The following is an 18,397-nucleotide window of genomic DNA, read 5'->3' as shown; positions in this document are numbered from 1 at the left end:
GGGATCGGGGGCGTGGTTAAACCGGGATTCTACCGGGACCGAGCTACCCCAAAACCCAAAGGAGGAGCAAACCCAGCAAGATGCTGCAAAGTCCGAAGAAACGCAGCTGTCCGTCGCGCAGCTGCATCAGCTGGCCGAAGCCGCGCCGCCACCCGCCCGGCGACACGAAAGGCAGGATGCCTTCGATCACCAGCACGAGCGCCAGCGCGCTCCAGAAGATTTCGGCGCTCACGACGAAGCCGGCCGACGGATCAGCGGCGCGGCGCGTTGCCTGCTGGCGTGCCGGCGCTCTGCATGGCGCGGAAGAAGTCGGACGACGGATCGAGCACCATCACGTCGCTCTTCTTGTTGAAGCTCTGCTTGTAGGCTTCGAGGCTGCGATAGAACTGCGCGAACTGCGCATCGCGGCCGAAGGCCTCGCTGTAGGCAGCGGCGGCCTGGGCATCGCCCTCGCCCTTGATCTTCTGGGCGTCGCGGTAGGCGTTGGCCACGATCACTTCGCGCTGGCGGTCGGCGTCGGCGCGGATCTTTTCGCCTTCGGCAAAACCGGTCGAACGCAGCTCGTTGGCAACGCGCTTGCGCTCGGCCTCCATGCGGCGGTAGACCGATTCGGTGATCGCTTCCACGTAGTCGACACGCGTGATGCGCACGTCGATCACGTCCACGCCCCAAGGCTTGGCACCCTTCACCACGGCCAGCACTTCGCGCTGCACGTCGGACATGAGCGCCTCGCGGCGCACGGAGATCAGGTCGCGCACGGTGCGCTTGTTGATGTTTTCCTGGAAGGCATTGCGAACCACGCGGTTGAGCTGCGTGGCGCCCGCGCTCTCGTCGAGGCCGACGTTGCGGATGTAGGCCTGCGGATCGGTGATGCGCCAGCGCACATACCAGTCGATCACCACGCGCTGCTTCTCGGCCGTGAGCATGGGCTCGGTGTCGAGGCTGGACAGCGTGAGCAGGCGCTTGTCGATGTACGAGACGTTCTGCAGCGGCGGCGGCAGCTTGAAATGCAAGCCTGGCTCGGTAATGACCTGCTTGATCTGCCCCAGGGCGTACACCACGCCGAACTGGCGCTGGTCGACCACGAAGAGGGTCGAGCTCAGCAGCACCAGCAGCACGAGGATCGACGAGGCGATGAATCCGATTCTGTTCATGTTCTTCTTAGCCTTTTCAACGCACGTCGCGGTCGCGCGAACGGCCGTCGCGGGCGCGGTTGTCGCCGGCGGAGGGGGCCACGGGAATCACCGAGGACTGGGCGGGCGCGGTGCCGGCCACGCTGGGGCTGGCTGCATCGACCGGCGTTGCCTGGTTGTTGCCGCTCATCTGCATGAGCTTGTCCAGCGGGAGGTACAGCAGGTTGGAGCCTTGCTTGGTGTCGACCAGCACCTTGGTGGTGCTGGCGTAGATCTGCTGCATGGCGTCGGTGTACATGCGGTCGCGCGTGACTTGCGGGGCCTTCTGGTATTCGGCCAGCACGGCGGCGAAGCGGCCTGCATCGCCTTGCGCCTGCGCGACGATACGCGCCTTGTAGGCCTCGGACTCTTCCTTCAGGCGCGATGCGGTACCCGTTGCACGCGGCACCACGTCGTTGGCATAGGCCTGGGCTTCGTTCTTGGCGCGCTCGCGTTCCTGTCCGGCCTTGAGCACGTCGTCGAATGCGGACTGCACCTGCTCGGGCGGGCGAACGCCACCCTGCTGCAAGTTGATGTTGACCACCTCGACGCCGACCTTGTAGCGGTCGAGGATGGTCTGCATCAGCGCGCGCACGCGAGGCGCGATCTGGTCGCGCTCCTCGGCAAGGGCCGCATCCATCTTCATCTTGCCGACCACTTCGCGCACGGCGGTTTCGGCCACTTGCACCACCGTTTCCGTGGGCGACTTGCTCTCGTACAGGTAGGCGCGCGCATCGCTCAGGCGGTACTGCACGGCAAACTTGATTTCGACGATGTTCTCGTCCTCGGTCAGCATGGCCGACTCGCGCAGGCCCGTCGTGCGCACGATGGCGTCGCGGCCCACGTCGGTGGAACGGATCTGCGTGACCACGACAACTTCGTGGCGCTGGATCGGGTACGGCAGGCGCCAGTTGAAGCCCGCGCCCACCGTCGCCTTGTAGCGGCCGAATTGGGTAACCACGGCCTGCTGGCCTTCGTTCACGATGAAGAAGCCGGTACCCAGCCAGATGAGAACGGCCACGATGGCCACGAGGCCGATGCCGAAGCCCGCATTCTTCATGTCGGGCCTGTAGCCGTTACCGCCGCCATCGTTGCCGCTGGGGCGGTTGCCGCCACCCTTGCCACCGAAGAAGCCGCCGAGCTTGCGATTGAGGTCGCGCCAGAGTTCGTCGAGATCCGGCGGCCCCTGGTTGGGGCCCTGCCCGCGAGGGCGGTTGCCGTTGTTCTGGTTGCTGTTGCCCGAAGGCGGGGGCGTCGGGGCGCCCGGTGGGTCTGCGTCGGGAGGTCGGTTGCCGGTCGGGCGGTCGCCGTTGGATGCGGGCTCATCGCCACGCCCCCACCGGCCATCGTTCAGGTTGAACATGCCCAGAAACCCTCTCCACGCTGGCTTTGCATTCATTCGCTTCGTTCTCTTGTCAGTGGCGGGATTGTGCCCAATCAATTGGCGGTATCGTGCAATTCAGTGTCGGCTTCTGGGGTCATCGTATCGCCCACGGAACCCGACCGGCGGGCCAGTTCGGCTCGCAGCAGGGGAACGCCCTCGCCGCTTCGCGCACTCAGGAAGATGCGCGGAACCTGCACGCCGTCGATTTCCATCTCGTCCTGCAGATGCAGCGGATGCTGTGCAGTTTCAAGGGCGTCGAGCTTGTTGAACACCAGAAGCTGCGGAACGGCATCGGCCCCGATGTCGCGAAGAACCGACTGCACTTCGGCCATCTGCTCGGGGAAATGCGGGTTGGAGGCATCGACCACGTGCAGGAGCAAGTCGGCGTCGACCGCCTCTTGCAGGGTGGCCTTGAACGCGTCGACCAGGCCGTGAGGCAAGTCGCGAATGAAGCCGACGGTGTCTGAAATGGAAACCTGCCGGCGGGCGTCGCCCAGGTACAGGTTGCGCGTGGTGGTGTCGAGCGTTGCAAAAAGCTGGTCGGCCGCATACGCGCGGGCTTTCACCAGTGCATTGAACAGCGAAGACTTGCCTGCGTTGGTATAGCCCACGAGCGAGATGTTGAAGGTCTCGCGGCGCTCGCGCTGGCGGCGCTGCGTTCCGCGCTGCTTCTGCACCTTGGCGAGGCGCTCGCGCGTGCGCTTGATCGACTCGCTGATCATCCGGCGGTCGAGCTCGATCTGCTTTTCACCGGGGCCGCCTCGCACACCGGCGCCGCCAGTCTGGCGCTCCAGGTGGGACCAGCGGCGAACCAGGCGCGTGCTGAGGTATTGCAGTCGCGCCAGCTCGACTTGGAGCTTGCCCTCATGGGAGCGGGCACGCTGCGCGAAGATTTCCAGAATAAGGAAGGTGCGGTCATACACCGCCACGTCGAGCTGGCGCTCGAGATTGCGCTGCTGCGCGGGGCTCAGCGACTGGTCGAAGATGACCTCGCTGGCCTGGTGCATTGCAGCCAGTTCCTTGATTTCATCGGCTTTGCCGCTTCCGACGAAGAGCGCTGCGTCGGGCGCCTTGCGTTTGCAGATGAGTCGGGCGACAGGCTCCAGGCCCGCGGTCTGTGCGAGCAGGCCGAGTTCCTCGAGTTCGCTGTCGAAATGGGGCAGCCCGAAATCGACGCCGACGAGAACGGCGGCGCCTTCCTGGCGGGAGTTCAGTTCAGACAAGCGGGATCAAATATGGAAAAAGCGCGGCGGTGGGTACCGCCGCGCTCCGCGCGATCAGGCTGCGGCGTCGTCGTTCTCGGCAGCCGAGAAGTTGACGGCACGACCCGGCACGATAGTGGAAATGGCGTGCTTGTAGACCATTTGTGTCACCGTGTTGCGAAGCAACACGACGTACTGGTCGAAAGACTCGATCTGGCCCTGCAGCTTGATACCGTTCACCAAGTAAATGGAAACCGGCACATGCTCGCGACGCAGGGTGTTCAGAAACGGGTCTTGTAGAAGTTGCCCTTTATTGCTCACGATATTCTCCGTGTTCAAGAGTAGTTGTTGGAGAGATGACCTTAACACAGGGTTTCTGCGCCGCAGCAGGCGGGGTCAAAAGCCTTTGAAAAATAACGTCTCTCAAAAGCCGGAACTTCCAGCGCAGCCGCAGCTCATCGGCTGCCATCGGTCGACAAGCGCGCTCAGTCGTCCTTGTCCGCAAAGGGATTCTGCGAGCTCTTGAACTGAATGCGCAAGGGCGTGCCCACGAGGTCGAATTCCTTGCGGAAGCGCCCTTCGAGAAAGCGCTTGTACGCCTCGGTCACGTGCTCCAGCGAATTGCCGTGAATGATGATCACCGGCGGGTTCATGCCGCCCTGGTGCGCATAGCGCAGCTTGGGGCGGAACATGCCCGCGCGCTTGGGCGACTGGAACTGCACCGCCTCCAGCAGCAGCCGGGTCAGCACGGGTGTGGACATCTTGCGGGTGGCCGATTTATGGGCCTGCGCAATCGCCTGCCATACCGGGCCGAGACCCTGGCGCTTGATGGCCGAGATGAAATGCAGCGATGCGAACTTGAGGAACGGCAGGCGGGTTTCGATCTGGCGCTGGATCTGCTCGCGCTGGTAGCTGTCGACCGCGTCCCACTTGTTGATGGCAATCACCACCGCCCGTCCGCTTTCGAGGATGTAGCCGGCAATGTGCGCGTCCTGGTCGGTCACGCCCTGGGTGGCATCGAGCAGCAACAGCACCACGTTGGCCGACTCGATGGCCTGCAGCGTCTTGACCACCGAGAACTTCTCGATTGCTTCGAACACCTTGCCCTTGCGGCGCAGGCCGGCCGTGTCGATGAGCTCGAAGCGCTGGCCGTTACGCTCGAACGGCACCGAAATGGCATCGCGTGTGGTGCCCGGCATGTCGAAGGCCACCAGGCGCTCTTCGCCAAGCCAGGTGTTGATCAGCGTGGACTTGCCGACGTTGGGCCGTCCGGCCACGGCCAGCTTGATCGGCTTGTTGACGTCGTCTTCGTCGGTGTCGTCTTCGGGATCCGGCAGGTTGAGCGGCGCGAGCGCCAGTTCGACCAGGTCGCGCATGCCCTGCCCGTGCGCGGCGGAAACGCCGTGCACGTCGCCAAAGCCCAACTCGTAGAAGTCGACGAGCTTGGTGCCGTCATGCATGCCTTCAGCCTTGTTGGCCGCCAGCACGCACGGCTTGCCCAGCCTGCGCAATTCGTTGGCAATGTCGTGGTCTTGCGCCGAAAGGCCTTCGCGCGCGTCGACGACGAAGATCACCACGTCGGCCTCGGCCACGGCCTGCCGCGTCTGCTTGGCCATTTCCTTGTAGATGCCGCTGCCGGCATCGGGCTCGAAGCCGCCGGTGTCGATCACGATGAACTCGTGCTTGCCCAGCCGGCCGTTGCCGTAGTGGCGGTCGCGCGTGAGCCCCGCAAAGTCGGCGACGATGGCGTCGCGCGTCTGCGTCAGGCGGTTGAAAAGGGTCGACTTGCCGACGTTGGGACGCCCGACCAGGGCCACGACCGGCTTCATGGCCGGCCTTTCATTGGCGCGGTTTTCATGGGCGGGCCTTCGAGAAAGTTATTCAGGGCGATAGCCAAACACACCGCCGTTGGCCGTCACGACGACAACCGTATTGCCGGCCATCACCGGGGTGACGCCGATGGCGGAGCCGTCGGGCGTGACGCGATTGAGCAGTGAGCCGTCTTCGCGCGAGACGAAGTGCAGCGTTCCGGTGCTTTCGCCAATGACGAGCGAACGCCCCACGGCCAGCGGGCCGGTCAGGACGCGGTTCTTGAAGCGCGTCGATTGCCAGGCGCGCTCACCATCGGCGCGGCGCCATGCCGTGACGCTGCCGTCCGATTCGGTGCCGTACACAAAGCTTTCGTCGCCGCTCACGCCTTCGGCGCCGGAAGCCGGCTTGGTCCAGAGCAGCTGGCCGCGAATGGTGTCGACGCAGCCGACGTTGGCGTAGTAGGCCCGGGCGCAGACGGTGTCACCGACACGGCTCACGCTGCCGGTCAGGTCGACCAGGCGCTCGACGTCGTTGGTGCCGCGAGGTGCGGCAATCGGCGCTTCCCAGCGCGAAGTGCCGTTGCCCGGGTTCATGCCGACCAGGCGGCCGCCGATGCCCGACACCAGCGTGTCGCCCACCGCGATCAGCACGCCCGACTTCTTGAGCACCAGGTTTTCGGCGGTGCGCTGCTGCAGCCAGAGGCGGCGGCCGCTCTGGCCATCCCAGGCGCTGATGCTGCGGTCGGCCGTTTGCACGAAGACACGCCGGCCAGCCACCAGAGGCGCGGTAAAGGCCTGGGCCGAGAGGCGCTGCTTCCAGAGGACCTTGCCGCCTTCGATGGCGACCAGTTCGTTGTCAGCGGTGACGACAGCGGCCAGCGAACCGTCGCTGCCGACGCCTGCCGCCAGCTTGGCGCCGACGTTGCCGCGCCATGTTTCGCGGCCGGCACGGGCATCGATGGCGACCACGGTGCCGTCGGTGCCCGCCACGGTCACGATGTCGCCGCTGACATCGACTGCGAGCGGGAAGCTCACGGCGGGAATGCGCACGTTCCAGGCCTGGCGCACCCCAAACAAGGCGGGATTCGGCGGCAATTCGGCGGGCTTGGGCTTGCTGGTGCCGGAGCAGGCGGCCAACATGGCGGCCAGAACAATAGCCGAACCCGCACGCAGGACAGACGACTCAGGCATGAAACGCTTGAAATTCATAATGCGATGCGATCAGGATTTTTGGGGGGCTGCCGGCGTGACCGTGATCACGGGTGCCAGGCTCTTCGGATCGACGCCGGAGGCATTGAGCTTGAATTCGACGAGGCGCCGGTAGTCGGACGTCGCGCCAAGGCCGGTCCAGGCCTTGCGGTATTCGGCCTGCGCTTCGTTGCGCTTGCCCTGGGCCATGTAGATGTCGCCCTTGCGATCGGCCACGAGCGGCTCGAATTCCCTGGGCACGTCGCCGGAGAGTTGCTTGAGCGCTTCGTCATACGACTTGCTGTCGAGCAGTTCGGCCGCCAGCCGGAGCTTGGCCACCGCCTTGTAGCCCGGATCGACAGCGCTTTCGGCAACCCAGCCAAGGGCTGCGCGCGAAGCGTCCAGATTGCCCTTCTCGTACAGCGCCTTGGCGGCGAGAAGGCCGGCCTGCTGCGCATAGGCCGTCTTGGCGAAGCGCTCTTTCATGTCGCCCAGCACGCGCTGGATGCGTTCCACGTCGCCGGACTGCGCGCTGCGCTCGACCTCGTCGTAGAGCGCTGCGGCTTGCGCCGCCTTGCTGCGCTGGAAATATTGCCAGCCGTTCCAGGCCACGAAGGCTCCGGCCGCAAGCAATACCACCCAGGTGATCAGGGTGCCGTAGGTGTTCCAGAAATGCTTGAGCTGGTCGAGCTGTTCCTGTTCGTCGAGATCGAGATGGGTTGCCATGCGTATCAGGTGTTGGGAGCCGGCGATTGTAGGGTGGCGGCCCAGGTGGCCACTTCGGCAAGAGCGCGGGCGCTCTGCGCACCGCTTCCGTCGCGCAACGACTTGAGAGTCACTTCGCCGCGCGCAAGTTCATCGGCGCCGAAAATCAGCGCATAGGTGGCGCCACTGGCATCGGCTTTCTTCATCTGTGCCTTGAAGCTGCTCAGGCCGTCCGCCGTGGCCGCATGCATCTGCACGCTGACACCCGACTCACGCAACTGCTGCAGGGTACGCAACACAACAGGCATCGACGCGGCATCAGGCACCACGGCATAGGCATCGGGTGCGGGCGCGGAAACCTCGGCGCCCTGCTCCTTCAGCAGATCGAGCACGCGCTCGACGCCCATTGCCCATCCCACGGCCGGCGCCGGCTTGCCGCCGATTTGCGCAATCAGGTCGTCGTAGCGGCCGCCGGCACACACCGTCCCCTGCGAACCCAGCCGGTCGGTCACGAACTCGAACACGCTGAGGTTGTAGTAGTCGAGTCCGCGCACCAAACGCGGGTTGATCGTGAATGCGATGTCGTTGGCCTTGAGGATGGCTTGCAGTCCCTCGAAGTGCGCAAGCGATTCAGCCCCGAGAAAGTCGATCAGCTTCGGTGCCGATTCGACGACGTCCTTCATGGCCGGATTCTTGGTGTCGAGAATGCGCAGCGGATTGCTGTGCAGGCGGCGCTTGCCGTCCTCGTCGAGCTTGTCGGCATGCTTCTCGAAATGGGCAATGAGTTGGGCGCGGTGCAGCGCGCGCTCGGCGGGTTGGCCCAGGCTGTTGAGTTCGAGCCGCACGTCGGTCAAGCCAATGGCCTTCCAGAGCGCATTGGCCAGCAGGATCAGCTCCGCATCGACGTCAGGGCCTGCAAAGCCCAGGGCTTCCGCGCCGATCTGGTGGAACTGGCGGAAGCGTCCACGCTGCACGTTCTCGCGGCGGAACATCGGTCCGGTGTACCAGAGCCGCTTGGGGCCTTCGTACAGCATGTTGTGCTCGATCACCGCGCGCACCAGGCCGGCGGTGTTCTCGGGACGCATGGTGAGATGCTCGAACTTGCCGTGCTTGTCGGCGCGATCTTCAAAGGAGTACATCTCCTTCTCGACGATGTCGGTCACCTCGCCGATGCCGCGCACGAACAAGGCCGTGCGCTCCAGGATCGGCGTGCGCACGTTGCGGTATGCAAAGCGCCCCATCAGGTCGCGCACGGTGGCCTCCAGCCACTCCCAGCGCGCCGATTCGGACGGCAATATGTCGTTCATGCCTTTGACGGCATTCAATTTTTCAGCCATGAGTCTGCGGAGGTGTCAGGCCACGGCGGCGTGCTCGCCGCCAAAGCGCTTTTCGATGTAGTTTTCGACGAGCTGATGGAACTCGTTGGCGATATTGTCGCCGCGCAGCGTGAGGGCCTTTTCGCCGTCGATGAAGACCGGCGCCGCAGGTGCTTCGCCGGTGCCGGGCAGGCTGATGCCGATGTCGGCATGCTTGCTTTCGCCGGGGCCGTTCACGATGCAGCCCATGACGGCCACCTTCATGGTTTCGACCCCCGGATATTTCTTGCGCCACACCGGCATCTGCATGCGCAGGTAATCGTCGATCTGCTTGGCGAGTTCCTGGAAAGTGGTGCTCGTGGTGCGGCCGCAGCCCGGGCAGGCCGTCACGCTCGGCACGAACACCCGCAGGCCCAGCGCCTGGAGAATTTCATTGGCGATCAGCACCTCTTGCGTGCGCGACTCGCCCGGCTGCGGCGTGAGCGACACGCGAATCGTGTCGCCGATGCCCTCTTGCAGCAGGATCGAAAGCGCCGTGGCCGAGGCCACCGTGCCCTTGGTGCCCATGCCGGCTTCGGTGAGGCCGAGGTGCAGCGGGTATTCGCAGCGACGGGCAAGCTCGCGATACACCGAGATCAGGTCTTGCACACCGCTCACCTTGCACGACAGGATGACCTGGTTGCCGGCCATGCCCATCGATTCGGCCAACTTGGCGGATTCGATGGCCGAGGTGATCAGCGCCTCGTACATCACCTGCTTGGCGTCCCACGGTTCGGCGCGCTGGCTGTTGATGTCCATCAGGCTGGCAAGCAGTTCCTGGTCGAGGCTGCCCCAGTTCACGCCAATGCGCACGGGCTTGTTCCACCGCATGGCCGCGTCGATCATCTGGCCGAACTGGCGGTCGCGCTTGTCGCCCTTGCCCACGTTGCCGGGATTGATGCGGTACTTGCTGAGCGCCTCGGCGCAGGCCGGATAGTCGGTCAGCAGGCGATGCCCGTTGTAATGAAAGTCGCCGATCAGCGGCACGTCGATGCCCATGCGGTCGAGCTGCTCGCGGATGTAGGGCACCTGGGCCGCGGCCTCGGGCGTGTTGACCGTGATGCGCACCATTTCCGAACCCGCGGTGGCGAGCTCCTTCACCTGGATGGCCGTGCCGATGGCATCGACCGTGTCGGTGTTGGTCATCGATTGCACGCGCACGGGCGCGTCGCCGCCGACCGTGACGGTGCGCGCACCCCAGACCACCTGGGCCTGGCGCGAGCGGCGCGCCTTCGGCGCCGCCGATTCAATGGGTTGAGGAGTGCAGTCGCTCAAGATGTCACCTCGAAACGCGCCACGCCGCCGCCGCGCGTGACCGGCTTCAGATCGTAGGGCTTTCCGCGCACTTGCACATCGACCGCCGAAGCGCGCCCGACCACCACCGACAGCGGCAGCGCGCCGGACAACCCCACGGTTTCGCCGGCTTGCACGATGCGCCGCAGCAACTGCTTGCCGCCCGCCTCCGTCACCGTGATCCAGCAGTCTTCGCGAGCGACGAAGACCAGCGGCTGGCCTCCGCCGGCAGCGGCAGACGGCGCCGCAACGGTGGCAGCTGCATTGGCTGCTGGCAAGGCCGTGGCGGATGGCGCACCCGGTGCGGCAGGTGCTGCCGCAGGCGTTCCGGGCGCCGCATTCGCCGGGCCGGTTGCCGCAGGCGGCACAGGCGACACCGGTGCGTTCTCGATGACGGAGGCTCCGCCTGGAGCCGCTGCGACTGCAGGCGCCTCGGTAACCGAGCCTGTTTCGGTTTCGCCGCGCGCCGTCCAACGCGAGACGGCGGCGCCGACCTGGTCGAAAGCCGACTGCGGCAGCCAGAACAGCACCGCTGCCCCCACCAGCAGCAAAGCGACGACGATCAGCAATGCGCGCGATGGAAGACCGTTGGAGCGGCTGCCGTTCCAGCGCGGCGTACCGGAAACGATATTGCTCTTGAGCGTGCGGTCGGCCGTTGCCAGCGGCGCGCGCTGCGCTCCCGGCAGCTTTGCCAGCACCGGAGCGGAATCGATGCGCAAGGCGCGGCAGACGCTGCTTGCCAGCGCGCGCGCAAAGACCGGATCGGGCAGCGAATCGATATCGTCCGCCTCCAATGCCATGAGCTTCTGCGGCGGCACCTTCAGCGCCGCGGCCACCATTTCGATATGCAGGCCATGGGCCTCGCGCGCCTCGCGAAGCATGTCGCCGGCCGTCTTGTGCGTGATGTCGCCTTCCTCGAGCGGCAGCGCCGCGGAAGTGCCGAACTCCGAAACCCGTTCAGTCATTGAAATTCCCGCGCTCGTACGCTATTGCCTCCCGGGACTGCGGAAAGCGCCGTTGCAGTTGTCCTCCCAACTGCGCAACTGCCTCGCGGTTGTTGAGCCGTCGTTCGATCTTGATGCCGAGCCACAGCGTCTCGGCGCTGGCCGAGGGGCTGTTGTTGACGCGGCGAATGTAGAACTGCGCGCGCGACCATTCTTCGCGCTGCGCCAGCAGCGAGGCCAGGTTGAACCCGACCACCGGATTGCCGGCGTCCATCTCATAGGCCTGCATCAGGCTGCGCTCCGCCTCCGGGCGCTGGCCGGCCTTGAGCTGGCAAACACCCAACGTCATGAGCGTCTTGGCCCGGTCGGTGTAGCTCGGCACCGCGAGCGCGGCGTTGAACTGCTGGGCCGCGTCGCCATAACGGTTCTGCTGGCACAGCAGCCAGCCGTAGTTGTGCCGCACGTTGGGATCGCGCGGGTTGATGGCGATGGCGCGGCGGAAGCTGTCCTCGGCCATGCCGGCATCGTCGAGCCGCATGTAGACGAGGCCCCGAAGGCTGTAGGCATCCGCGTAGTTGGGGTCGGCGACCAGCGCCTGCTTGATTTCGTCGAGCGCGACGGTGTTCTGGCCATGCTCGAAGTAGCCCGAGGCCAACTCAAGCCGCAGCCGCGCGCGGCGCTGCCGGCTGCTTTCGTCCGACTCGGTGACGATCTCCGCACCCTTGCCCGAGCTGGTGTCGGCCAGGCTGGTGGTGGTGGTCCGCGTGTTGACGCAGCCCACGAGCAGAAACGCCACGGCCACACCGGCAAAGCTTGCAGTCAGCAGCCGCTGCGCGCTCGCGGTGGTCATCGGAAAGGCCATGCTCATTGGATCAGTGCTCCTGGGGGGTGGTCTTTCGAACCGGATGCAGAACAACAGGGCGCTCCGACACGGCACGGCGCTGGGCCATGCGTTCGGCGGCGCGCGTGCGGTCCTTCACGTCGCCGGCCAGCTGTCCGCAGGCCGCGTCGATGTCGTCGCCGCGCGTCTTGCGCACGGTGGTCACGAGGCCGGCCTCGCTCAGCGTCTTGGCAAACGCCAGCACCCGCGGCTGCGGCGAACGCAGCAAGCCCGAGGCCGGAAACGGGTTGAACGGAATCAGGTTGAACTTGCACGAAATGCCATGCGTGCGAACGAGTTCCACCAGTTGCCGCGCATGCTCGGGCTGGTCGTTCACACCGTCGAGCATGCAGTACTCGAAAGTGATGAAGTCGCGTGGCGCATGCGCCAGGTAGCGCTTGCAGGCCCCGATCAGTTCGGCGATGGGGTACTTGCGATTGAGCGGCACGAGATCGTCGCGCAGCGCATCGTTGGGCGCGTGCAGCGACACGGCCATGGCCACTGCACAATCGGCGCCCAGGCGGTCGATCATCGGCACCACGCCGGAGGTCGACACGGTCACGCGGCGGCGCGACAGCCCATAGGCGTTGTCGTCGAGCATGGTGCGCAGCGCCGGCACGAGCGCCGAGTAGTTCTGCAGCGGCTCGCCCATGCCCATCATCACCACATTGGAAATGACGCGCTCGTCGCGTTTCAGGTGCTTGCGAAGGAAGTGCTCGGCAAACCACAGCTGGGCGACGATTTCGCCCGTGCTCAGGTTACGACTGAAGCCCTGATGCCCCGTGGAGCAAAAACGGCAACCCACCGCGCAGCCGGCCTGGGACGACACGCACAGCGTGCCGCGGTCGTCTTCGGGAATGAATACGGCTTCGACGGCATTGCCATCGCCGACGTCGAACAGCCACTTGATCGTGCCGTCCTTGGATTCGTGCTGCGTGAGAACCGAGAGGGCCTCGACGCGAGCGGTTGTGGCGAGCTTCTCGCGCAGCGACTTGGCCAGATCGGTCATCTGGGCGAAGTCGCTGGCGCCACGCTGGTGGATCCAGCGGAACAGCTGCGTGGCGCGGAATCGCTTCTCGCCGAGCTTTTCGCAGAACGCAGCCAGCCCCTCGAGATCGAATTCGAGCAGGTTGGCCGTGGTCATGAAATCAGCCGGGATACGGCTTCAGCGCGCGTAGACGTTGAGGCCGGCGAAGAAGAAGGCCACTTCGTTCGCTGCGGTTTCGGGAGCGTCCGAACCGTGCACCGCGTTGGCGTCGATGCTGTCGGCGAAGTCGGCGCGAATGGTGCCGGGGGCGGCCTTCTTCGGGTCGGTGGCGCCCATCAGGTCGCGGTTCTTGGCGATTGCGTTCTCGCCTTCGAGCACTTGCACGAACACGGGGCCGGAGATCATGAACTCGACGAGGTCCTTGAAGAAGGGACGCTCCTTGTGGACCGAGTAGAACTGCTCGGCTTCGTTGCGCGAAAGGTGCACCAGCTTGGCGGCGACGATCTTGAGGCCGGCAGCTTCGAAGCGGGAAACGATCTTGCCGATGACGTTCTTTGCAACGGCGTCGGGCTTGATGATGGAGAGGGTACGTTCGATAGCCATTGAAGTGCTTCCTGAGCTTTAATTTTGAAGTGTTTTGTCACGGCTGCAACGAATATGTTGCACTCTACGGCGACAAAGCCTCTGATTTTAACCGGCGCAGCCCGGGGCCTTGGTGAAAACCCCGCGAAAGGCTGCGCTGGCAGCTGGCTTTCAGCGTCCGCGGCGGCGGTTTCCGCCCGGGCCGCCCTGCCCGCCGAAGCCTCCGCCCGCCGGACCGCCACCACGGCGGCCTGGGCCTTGGCGTTGCTCCTTGCGCTGGCGCGAAAAGCTGTCGGCGCCGATGTAGCCGAGCGAGGTCTTCATCGGATCCGGCTGGTTCGCGCCGCCTGGCGGACGCTCTTCACCCTGGCGGTTGCCACGGTTGTTGTTGTTGCCACGGCGGCCTTGCGGCTGCATGCCAGCGTTGCCGCCACCACCACCGCCTCGGTTGCCGCGCCCCCCGCGCTCTCCACGCGGCGGCCGGCCTTCGCCGAGCGGGTTCGGAATGGGCGCCTCGCGGCCGTCATCGCGCATGTCGCGGGGCTGCTGCTGCGCGCCGCCGGCGTTGCGGTTGTTGCCGCGGCGCTTCTTGTTGCGCCCGTTGCGGCCGCCGCCGGCACCGTCCTGCCCGCCCGGGCCGCGTTGCTGCTGCGGGCGCGGCGCGCCGCCGCCCGATGCCTGGAACAAAGCGCTGATGTCGCGCTCGTCGAGCTCCATCCAGGCACCGCGCTTCAGCCCGCGCGGAAGCACCATGGCGCCGTAGCGGATGCGGATCAGGCGGCTGACCGCGTGGCCGACCGATTCGAACAGGCGCCGCACCTCGCGGTTGCGGCCTTCGGAAATGGTGACGCGGTACCAGCAGTTCGAGCCTTCGCCGCCGCCCTCTTCGATGGTGCCGAACTGGGCCATGCCATCGTCGAGGCGCACGCCTTCGAGCAGCTTCTTCTTTTCGTCGGCGCTGAGCGCACCGAGCACGCGCACAGCGTATTCGCGCTCCAGGCCGAAGCGCGGGTGCATCAGCTGGTTGGCGAGGTCGCCGGAGCTGCTGAACAACAGCAAGCCTTCGGTGTTCAGGTCGAGCCGGCCGACCGATTGCCACTTGCCCTGCTGCAGGCGCGGCAGCTTGCGGAACACCGTGGGACGGTTCTGCGGGTCGTCGTGCGTCACGACCTCGCCCACAGGCTTGTGGTACGCGATGACGCGCGGCGGAGGCGGCGCGATGCGGTAGCGAATGGGCTTGCCGTTGATCTTGACCTGGTCGCCGTACTGGATGCGCTGGCCGATGTGGGCCGGTTCGTTGTTGACCGAGATGCGGCCCTGGAGGATCAACGCTTCCATTTCGAGCCGCGAACCGAGGCCAGCCTGGGCCAGCACCTTGTGCAGCTTGGGCGAGTCGGCCTCCGGCAGCAGCACGCGCTTGAGCGGCGGGACTTCGGGGCTTTCCTCGTCGGCGTCGAACTGGCCTGAAATGACGTCCGCGAAACGGATCGGCTCGGGCGGCAGCGCATTGCGCTGCTCGCGCTCGGCGGCACGGCGTGCGCGGTCGAGGTCGTCCTCTTCCTCGTCGGGTTCGTCTTCCTCTTCTTCGTCGTCGTACTGGCCTCGAGCTCCCTCTTCCTCGCGGCGCTCTTCGCGCTGCTCAGCCGCTGCCACTGGGGCGGCAGCCTTGACGGGAGCGGCAGTGGTTGGCTCCGAAGCGGGAGCTGCTGCAGAGGCGGCTTCAGCGGCGGCTTCGATCACCGGCTCGGAACCTTCCGCAGGTGCTGCCGCAGCTTCACTCTCTGCAGCCGGCTCCACGGTCTTCTTGCGGCGCGGAGCACGCTTCTTCTTGGGAGCTTCACCCTCGCCGGCGGCTGGAGCGGATGCGCCAGCATCGGCATCCGAAGAGGGGCCGGACACTTCCGCGACCGCTTTTTTATCGGATTCGGGCTGGACCGGCACGATTGCCGCGTCGTCGGTGTCGGAGGAGCTCATGAGGTTTTTCCGGGAGAAACAGCGTGGGGATCGGTCTCGTCGGGCGACGGGACTTCTTCGGACTCGAGCGCAACGGGAGGCTCGACTTCCTGGGGGGCGGGAATTTCCGAAGGCTCTTCGGGCGAGGCCGCGTCCTCGGCAAATTGCGCGGCAGCGGCGTCGACCGCTTCGATGGCTTCAGCCGCATCGAGCACTTCGGCGTGCGCCTCGGCGGCCTGAGGCTCGTCTTGCGCCTGATTTTCCGTTGCCTCGGGACCCTCGGCACCGGGCAAGGTCAATTCTGCTTCCAGCGCCGCATCCGTCGCAGCGGAAGCGTCGGCATCGGATTCGCTGGCGATTTCCATCGGCAGGCCGGGCTGGTTGCCCGAGGCTTGGTCGAGCGCGTCGACCAATGCCGCCTGCTGGGCCGGCGTTTCGATCAGCGGCAGCTGGTCCAGCGAGGCCAGGCCGAGATCGTCGAGGAACTGCCGCGTGGTGGCGTAGAGCGCCGGCCGTCCCACGGTTTCGCGGTGGCCGATCACCTCGACCCAGCCTCTGTCCTCGAGCTGCTTCAGGATGAGGGAATTGATGGTGACGCCGCGAATGTCTTCCATGTCGCCGCGCGTGACCGGTTGGCGGTAGGCGATGATGGCCAGCGTTTCTAGGGCGGCCCGCGTGTAGCGCGGCGGCTTCTCGGGGTGCAGGCGATCGAGGTGGTCGCGCATCTCGGGCCGGCTCTGAAAGCGCCAGCCGCTGGCGACATTCACCAGCTCCAGGCCGCGTTGCGCCCAGTCTTCCTGCAGTTCAAGCAACAGCACCTTGATGGTGTCCACGCCCAGCTCGTCGTCGAACAGCACGCGCATGTCGCGCACTGGCAGCGGCTGGCTCGAACAGATCAAGGCGGTTTCTAGAATGCGCTTGGCATCCGCCGTATTCATGGTTCGCGTTATCCGGGAAAAGGCGTCTGTTGGACGCTGGCTCACAAGGATGGAAGGAGTAGGCGTTGCCGGCACGCGGCGAGTGCAACGCAAGGCCGGCATCGAGTGGCCGGCGCGGCCCTCGGGCCGTCAGGCGCGATTGTAATCCAGCCCCCAGGTCTGCAGCGCATGAACAAGATCCGCGGGCGGAAGGGAGCGGAACTCCAGCGGCGCCTGCGTGACCGGGTGCACGAACGCCAGCCTGAAGGCATGCAGCGCCTGCCGCTCCAGCCCGGCGGCGGGCGCGCCTCCATAAAGCGCATCGCCGACCAGCGGATGCCCGATGGACGCCATATGAACCCGGATCTGGTGAGTTCGGCCGGTTTCGAGCGTGCACCGCACGGCGCAACCCTGCGCATTGCTGTCCAGCCGCTCGATGAGGGTACGTGCCGTCTTGCCGGCGTGGCGCTCCAGATCGACCACCGCCATGCGCAAACGGTTGCGCGGATCGCGGCCAATGGGGGCATCGACCTGCCGGGCGGCTGCGCCCGCCCAAGGCTTGTGCCCGACGGCCAGGTATTGCCGCTTGACTTCTCGCGCTGCAATCAGCGCCACCATCGCATCCATGGCAGCCCGCGTGCGCGCCACCACCATCAGCCCGCTGGTGTCGCGGTCGAGCCGGTGCACGATGCCCGCCCGCGGCAGCAGCGAAGCCTTGGGGTCGAGCGCCAGCAGCCCGTTCAGGAGCGTGCCGCTCCAATGGCCCGGCGCCGGGTGCACCACCAGGCCCGCGGGTTTGTCGATGATTCGCAGGTGCTCGTCCTCGTGCACCGTCACGATGTCCATGGCCTCGGGCCGGAACGCCTGGCTTTGCGGCGTCGGCCGCAGTTCGATGCGGCCGGCCTGCCCGGCCCGCACCGTGGCCGATGCCTTCAGCACCGTGCGCCCCTCCAGCTCCACCGCCCCGGCTTCGATCAGCTGTTGCAGATAGTTGCGAGAAAATTCCGGCACCAGGACGGCCAATGCGCGGTCCAGCCGCTGGCCGTGCTCGGCAGCGCCCATGGCAAAGGGCCGCAGCTCGCTGGATTCGACCGGATCGGCGCCCTCCTCGCCCTCGGCTGTTTCAGGCGCCAGGTCCAGGGGGTCGGTCGATATAATTGAAGGCAACTGTTTCACGAAAGCCGTATGTGATGTTTCGCGCCAAATTATCGGTCCCCTCCTGGATCGCGCTCAGCGCAGCAGCGCTGCTTGCAGCCGGCTGCTCCTCCACCCCCACCGCCGACAAGACGGCAAGTTGGAGCCCCAACCGCATTTACGCCGAAGCCAAGGACGAAGCCGGCTCCGGCGCCTACGACAAGGCCGTGCCCCTGTACGAGAAGCTCGAAGGCCGCGCCGCCGGTACGCCGCTCGCCCAGCAGGCCCAGCTCGAAAAGGCCTACGCGCAGTACAAGGCCGGTGAAAAAGCCAACGCGGTTTCCACGCTCGACCGCTTCATGAAGCTGCACCCGGCGAGCCCGGCTCTCGACTATGCGCTGTACCTCAAGGGCGTGATCAACTTCAACGACGACCTGGGCATGTTCTCGTTCCTGACGCGGCAAGACCTGTCCGAACGCGACCAGAAGGCGGCCAAGGAATCGTTCGAGTCGTTCAAGGAGCTCGTGACGCGCTTCCCCGCGTCGCGCTACGCCCCCGACGCGCGCCAGCGCATGAACTACATCGTGAACTCGCTCGCGCAGTACGAAGTGCACGTGGCACGCTACTACTACTCCCGCGGCGCCTACCTCGCGGCCATCAACCGGGCACAGCTTGCGTTGTCCGACTACCGCGAAGTGCCCGCACTCGAAGAAGCGCTGTACATCATCGTGCGCTCCTACGACGCGCTCGGCATGAAGGACCTGCGCGACGACGCCCAGCGCGTGTTGACCACCAACTACCCGCAAAGCGAGTACCTGGCCCGCGGCTTCAAGGGCAAGGACGATCCGTGGTGGAAAGTCTGGTAACTCGATAAAGAACAAAGCCCTTC

At 65.8% G+C, this 18,397-nt stretch carries 18 protein-coding genes; 1 reads left to right on the top strand and 17 read right to left on the bottom strand.

The window, feature by feature from the left end:
- Nucleotides 1-43: 43 nt before the first annotated feature.
- The 17 genes from GOQ09_RS11585 to GOQ09_RS11505 all read right to left on the bottom strand — a co-directional run bounded on the left by GOQ09_RS11585 (nt 44) and on the right by GOQ09_RS11505 (nt 17,508).
- A complete protein-coding gene (locus tag GOQ09_RS11585; protein WP_126747290.1) occupies nt 44-232 on the bottom strand; it encodes a DUF2065 domain-containing protein in 189 nt (62 codons plus the stop codon).
- A 19-nt stretch (nt 233-251) separates the two neighbouring features.
- Entirely contained in the window at nt 252-1,154 is a 903-nt protein-coding gene (hflC, locus tag GOQ09_RS11580) for a protease modulator HflC (protein WP_157613552.1), read from the bottom strand.
- 16 nt (nt 1,155-1,170) lie between these two features.
- Nucleotides 1,171-2,535, bottom strand: a complete 1,365-nt coding sequence (gene hflK / locus GOQ09_RS11575; protein WP_157616669.1) for an FtsH protease activity modulator HflK — start codon at nt 2,533-2,535, stop codon at nt 1,171-1,173.
- 74 nt (nt 2,536-2,609) lie between these two features.
- The gene (hflX, locus tag GOQ09_RS11570) at nt 2,610-3,779 is read right to left on the bottom strand and encodes a GTPase HflX (protein WP_157613551.1); all 1,170 of its coding nucleotides are present in this window, start codon (nt 3,777-3,779) and stop codon (nt 2,610-2,612) included.
- A 54-nt stretch (nt 3,780-3,833) separates the two neighbouring features.
- Nucleotides 3,834-4,079, bottom strand: coding sequence for an RNA chaperone Hfq (gene hfq / locus GOQ09_RS11565; RefSeq protein WP_012747311.1), 246 nt, complete (start codon nt 4,077-4,079; stop codon nt 3,834-3,836).
- Nucleotides 4,080-4,243: 164 nt separating this feature from the next.
- The gene (gene der / locus GOQ09_RS11560; protein WP_126747287.1) at nt 4,244-5,587 is read right to left on the bottom strand and encodes a ribosome biogenesis GTPase Der; all 1,344 of its coding nucleotides are present in this window, start codon (nt 5,585-5,587) and stop codon (nt 4,244-4,246) included.
- 48 nt (nt 5,588-5,635) lie between these two features.
- Nucleotides 5,636-6,778 (bottom strand): outer membrane protein assembly factor BamB, encoded by a 1,143-nt coding sequence (gene bamB / locus GOQ09_RS11555; protein WP_157613550.1) that lies wholly within the window; start codon nt 6,776-6,778, stop codon nt 5,636-5,638.
- 12 nt (nt 6,779-6,790) lie between these two features.
- Nucleotides 6,791-7,483, bottom strand: coding sequence for a YfgM family protein (locus GOQ09_RS11550; RefSeq protein ID WP_157613549.1), 693 nt, complete (start codon nt 7,481-7,483; stop codon nt 6,791-6,793).
- Between the two features lie 5 nt (nt 7,484-7,488).
- Nucleotides 7,489-8,799, bottom strand: a complete 1,311-nt coding sequence (hisS, locus tag GOQ09_RS11545; RefSeq protein WP_157613548.1) for a histidine--tRNA ligase — start codon at nt 8,797-8,799, stop codon at nt 7,489-7,491.
- A gap of 15 nt (nt 8,800-8,814) precedes the next feature.
- Complete coding sequence (ispG, locus tag GOQ09_RS11540; RefSeq protein WP_126747283.1) at nt 8,815-10,092, bottom strand: flavodoxin-dependent (E)-4-hydroxy-3-methylbut-2-enyl-diphosphate synthase; 1,278 nt, start codon at nt 10,090-10,092, stop codon at nt 8,815-8,817.
- Complete coding sequence (locus GOQ09_RS11535) at nt 10,089-11,075, bottom strand: helix-turn-helix domain-containing protein (RefSeq protein ID WP_157613547.1); 987 nt, start codon at nt 11,073-11,075, stop codon at nt 10,089-10,091. The genes ispG and GOQ09_RS11535 overlap by 4 nt, the downstream gene beginning before the upstream one ends.
- Entirely contained in the window at nt 11,068-11,922 is an 855-nt protein-coding gene (pilW, locus tag GOQ09_RS11530) for a type IV pilus biogenesis/stability protein PilW (RefSeq protein WP_157613546.1), read from the bottom strand. The genes GOQ09_RS11535 and pilW overlap by 8 nt, the downstream gene beginning before the upstream one ends.
- A gap of 4 nt (nt 11,923-11,926) precedes the next feature.
- Nucleotides 11,927-13,078 carry a 23S rRNA (adenine(2503)-C(2))-methyltransferase RlmN gene (rlmN, locus tag GOQ09_RS11525; RefSeq protein WP_157613545.1) on the bottom strand — a complete coding sequence of 384 codons (1,152 nt, stop codon included), beginning with the start codon at nt 13,076-13,078 and terminating at the stop codon, nt 11,927-11,929.
- A gap of 21 nt (nt 13,079-13,099) precedes the next feature.
- Nucleotides 13,100-13,525 (bottom strand): nucleoside-diphosphate kinase, encoded by a 426-nt coding sequence (gene ndk, locus GOQ09_RS11520; RefSeq protein WP_157613544.1) that lies wholly within the window; start codon nt 13,523-13,525, stop codon nt 13,100-13,102.
- A gap of 150 nt (nt 13,526-13,675) precedes the next feature.
- On the bottom strand, nt 13,676-15,478 hold the full coding sequence (locus GOQ09_RS11515) for a pseudouridine synthase (protein WP_157613543.1): 1,803 nt from the start codon (nt 15,476-15,478) through the stop codon (nt 13,676-13,678).
- Complete coding sequence (scpB, locus tag GOQ09_RS11510; protein ID WP_157613542.1) at nt 15,475-16,395, bottom strand: SMC-Scp complex subunit ScpB; 921 nt, start codon at nt 16,393-16,395, stop codon at nt 15,475-15,477. Before scpB ends, GOQ09_RS11515 begins: the two co-directional genes overlap by 4 nt.
- A 129-nt stretch (nt 16,396-16,524) precedes the next feature.
- Nucleotides 16,525-17,508, bottom strand: a complete 984-nt coding sequence (locus GOQ09_RS11505) for an RluA family pseudouridine synthase (RefSeq protein ID WP_157616668.1) — start codon at nt 17,506-17,508, stop codon at nt 16,525-16,527.
- Between the two features lie 56 nt (nt 17,509-17,564).
- Here GOQ09_RS11505 and GOQ09_RS11500 point away from each other — a divergent pair, with 56 nt between their 5' ends.
- A complete protein-coding gene (locus tag GOQ09_RS11500) occupies nt 17,565-18,374 on the top strand; it encodes an outer membrane protein assembly factor BamD (RefSeq protein ID WP_126747276.1) in 810 nt (269 codons plus the stop codon).
- Nucleotides 18,375-18,397 lie beyond the last annotated feature (23 nt).

Source organism: Variovorax paradoxus, from assembly GCF_009755665.1.
Taxonomy (GTDB): Bacteria; Pseudomonadota; Gammaproteobacteria; order Burkholderiales; family Burkholderiaceae_C; genus Variovorax; species Variovorax paradoxus_G.
This window is presented reverse-complemented; position numbering and strand designations above follow the sequence as displayed.